3 protein-coding genes and 1 pseudogene are annotated in these 3,514 nt (G+C 60.5%); 3 read left to right on the forward strand and 1 reads right to left on the reverse strand.

Annotation, left to right across the window (positions count from 1 at the left end; all coding sequences use genetic code 11):
* The coding region (locus NW856_RS10525) for a TonB-dependent receptor domain-containing protein (RefSeq protein WP_414400184.1) at window positions 1–1,739 on the forward strand (1,739 nt) is incomplete at its 5' end.
* Window positions 1,740–1,834: 95 nt separating this feature from the next.
* Here NW856_RS10525 and NW856_RS10530 read toward each other — a convergent pair.
* Window positions 1,835–2,218: a hypothetical protein gene (locus NW856_RS10530; RefSeq protein WP_011434266.1), complete on the reverse strand. Its 384-nt coding sequence runs from the start codon at window positions 2,216–2,218 to the stop codon at window positions 1,835–1,837.
* A gap of 92 nt (window positions 2,219–2,310) precedes the next feature.
* On the opposite strand from NW856_RS10530, the gene rppA reads away from it, so the two are divergent.
* Window positions 2,311–3,000: a two-component system response regulator RppA gene (gene rppA, locus NW856_RS10535; protein ID WP_414400185.1), complete on the forward strand. Its 690-nt coding sequence runs from the start codon at window positions 2,311–2,313 to the stop codon at window positions 2,998–3,000.
* Between the two features lie 28 nt (window positions 3,001–3,028).
* A pseudogene (locus tag NW856_RS10540) lies at window positions 3,029–3,514 on the forward strand (hypothetical protein); the annotation flags it as partial.

Here is a 3,514-nt window from a genome sequence, read left to right on the forward strand (position 1 = left end):
GGGGATCCCTGTCCCAGGCTCAGCCCAATGCCCGGATCCCTGATTCGACAACTCCGCCGCTGTTGGCCCAGGCCACCCCTGCACCGACCACCCTGCCAGAGCAGATTAGGGAGCTGGAGGCGCAAATCGAAGCTGCCCGCCAGCGGGGGGATCAGGCAGAGGTGGAGCGGCTACAGGCCGAACTTCGGGCTCTCCAGCAGGAAGGCACGCCGATCTTTAACCTGCAACAGGTCACCGTAACCGGTACTCGCACCGAGCGCACCTTGGCCGACTCGCCCGCCAGCATTACCGTCATCGACCGGGAGCGGTTGCGGCGGGAGCTGGTTCAAAACATTCAGGATCTGGTGCGCTACGAGCCGGGGGTGAGCGTGCGGCGCAGCGTTCGCTACGGCCTGCAGGACTTCAACATCCGCGGCCTCGACGCCAACCGGGTGTTGATCCAGGTGGATGGGATCCGCCAGCCGGAGCGATTTTCCTTCGGCCCCTTCACCATTGGCCGGGATACCTTTGAGCTGGAGACCCTGAAAACTGTAGAAATTATCCGCGGCCCCGCCTCCACCCTCTACGGCAGCGACGCGCTGGGGGGTGTGGTGACCTATACCACCCTGGATCCAGCCGATCTGCTGGGGGAACGGGACAGCCATGTGGGCCTGTCCAGCCAGTACGACAGCAAAAACCAAGGGTACGTCAACACCCTCAGCTTGGCGGGTCGGCAGGATAACTTAGAGGCCCTGCTCATCTACACTCGCCGCGACGCCGGAGAGCCGGATATCCAGGCGGATCCCAGTTTCAAGGATCGGCAGACGGTGGAGGGAGACAATGTTCTGGCCAAGCTGGTCTATCGCTTCAGTCCCTTTGACAGCCTCACCCTGACGGCGGAATACTTCCACAACCGCACCACCACCACCTTTTCGCCCCGCAACCTGGATCCCGGCGTCCGCCTTTTCAGGGAGACCATTGAGACCGAGCGCAGCCGCCTCAGCTTGGAATATCGCTACGCCAACCCCGATACCCCCGCTTTTGAGCTGGCCACCGTCCAGATCTACTACCAGCCGGCCCGCACCCAGGAGCCCAGCGTGGAAGAACGCACCCTCACGGTACAAGATCGGCCCGTGCCTGTGCGTCGGGATACCTTCAACGAGCTGGTCAGCAACATTCTGGGAGCCAGCGTACAGGCCCAGAGCCGCTTCCAAACCGGGGATCTCTCCCACCGCTTGGTGTATGGAATGGAGATCTCCACCACCCGCAACGAACGTCCCCGCAACCGCTTCCAAACCAACCTGCTGACCGGGGCAGTCACCCAAAACATCCCCCCGGACACTTTTCCCACCAAAGATTTTCCCGACTCCGATACCGTGCGCTTTGGGCTGTATTTGCAAGATGAGATCGACTTTGGGGGCGGCAACTTTACCCTCATCCCCGGCATCCGCTACGACACCTACCGCCTCACCCCCAGCCCTGACGAAGCCTTCTTGAAAAGTGGGGCAGAAGCCGCCAGCCTGTTTGCCGATGCCATTTCTCCCAAGGTGGGCCTGGTGTGGAGGATTAACCCCAACCTCACCTTTACGGCCCAGTACAACACCGGTTTTCGGGCCCCTCAGTACAACGAAATCAACAGCGGCTTCACCAACCTGGTCAGCGGTCAACCCGGAGGCGGCGGATCCCTTGGCGTTTTTCCGTTCCCGCCCCTTTTGGAATCGGTTGCAAGCCGTCCAAACTGGGAAAGTTTATGGATTTGACTACTACGGCTTGGTCAATCCCGGTAGCTTGGAGAAAATTAGAGTTGCCTGCGAGCAGTTAGCCCGCATTTTTTGAACGGACTTGGAGTGTCTCTCTAGTCCAAGCTATAGCGGGTCAGGCGCTGCACTTGCTCGGGAGCAAGGCCAAGCTCTTGGGCAATCTGAGCCGACACCTGGTCTGGATCCAGTTGTGGAAATTCAAATTCCAGCTTGCGCAGGTGGGGATTGGTGGTAGTCACCTCCACCTTGGTGTAGCCACGGGAGCGGCGGATCTCCGCCTGAATGGAAAGAATATCCAGAGCCAAGGTGGCTTGTTGCTGGCTGCGAATCGCCAAAGGTTGCTCTAGCCGGCGAGGACGGCTCAGCGCTTGGCCCGTCACCCACTCTCCCCCCGCCACAAAAAGAAGCCCTGCCAAGGGCAGCACCAGCCAAAAATCAAACCCTAGATCTTGCCACCGATGGATTTTGGGCCACCCCACCGTTGTTCTCTCCCTTGCAGAGGGCTATTTCCGTGATCCATCCTAGCCTGGGCAGTGGGAACTGGCCGTCTTGGTCAACGGCGCACAGGACGATGCGAATTTTGCTGGTGGAGGACGACCCGGAACAGTTGGAGCCTTTACAGGCTGCCCTGTCCAAGTGCGGCCACGTGGTTGACTGTGCCAAGGAAGGGGAGATGGCTGCCTGGCTGATGGAGGAGAAAGCCTATGATCTCCTGATTTTGGATTGGATGCTGCCGGGGCCAAGCGGGATCCAGCTCTGTCGGCAATACCGCCAATCGGGGGGATGTGCGCCGGTGCTGATGTTAACTGCCAAAGACGCAACATCGGATGTGGTGCAGGGGTTGGATGCAGGGGCGGACGACTATTTGGTCAAGCCGGTGGATCTGGTGGAGCTGCTGGCACGGGTGCGGGCTTTGGGACGCCGTTCCCCCCAATGGCAAGGAGACAGCCTCAGCCTGGGATCCCTGCACTTGCACTTGGCCAGCCTGACCCTAGAGCGGCAGGGGAGGCAGGTACAGCTTTCGGGCAAGGAGTTTCAATTGATGGAATACCTGATACGCCATCCCAACCAGGTGCTCAGTCGGGGCCAGATCGAGCAGGCGGTGTGGGAATGGGGCTGTGAGCCGGAGAGCAATGCCGTGGCTGCGTTGGTGCGGCGGTTGCGGCTACGGTTAAAAGAGGTGGAGGCCCAAGATTGGCTGGAATCGGTGTATGGCCAGGGGTACCGGCTGCGCATAGCCTCTCCAGAAGAGAACCCATGAAAGCAGTTTCTAGGGGGTGGCGATGGAGGTGAAAAGAGCTGAACACAAGCATTCTCTCCCATGGCTGGGCTGGAACTGGGTTTCCCTGGCACACCCCCTTCAGCCGCACCTGGGGCAGAAGGCTGCGACAAGAGGGACGGGATCCCTGGTGTTTCACCACAGCCGCCGTCGCTTGGCCCGCAGCTTTGCCGGGGTCATGGGGGGGATCCTGCTGGTGTTTGCCGCCGTCTTCTACCGCTTGGAAGTGGAGAACCAGTTGCAGGCTTTTGACGAGGAGCTGCAGGTTCAGGCCGGGATCATGGCGGCAGCCATTAAGTACGAGCTGCGCCAGGGGCAGTGGCGGTTGGTGTTGAACGAGGTGCCCTTTTTGGGGGGGAAAACCCAACCCCTCGACCATCACTTGGCCTATGTGCGCTGGTTCGATCCTGCTCCCGGCACCGGAAGGGAAAGCTTGGGATCCCTGCGCCAGTACACGGGATCCCGGCCTCCTCTGGAGCTGTTTGACTTGGATGGC

The organism is Synechococcus sp. R3-13 (assembly GCF_047462195.1).
Taxonomy (GTDB): domain Bacteria; phylum Cyanobacteriota; class Cyanobacteriia; order Thermostichales; family Thermostichaceae; genus Thermostichus.

Excerpts from the sequence above, each read along its gene's own strand:
- rppA (WP_414400185.1), top strand. The coding sequence starts at position 2,311 with ATGCGAATTTTGCTGGTGGAGGACGACCCGGAACAGTTGGAGCCTTTA.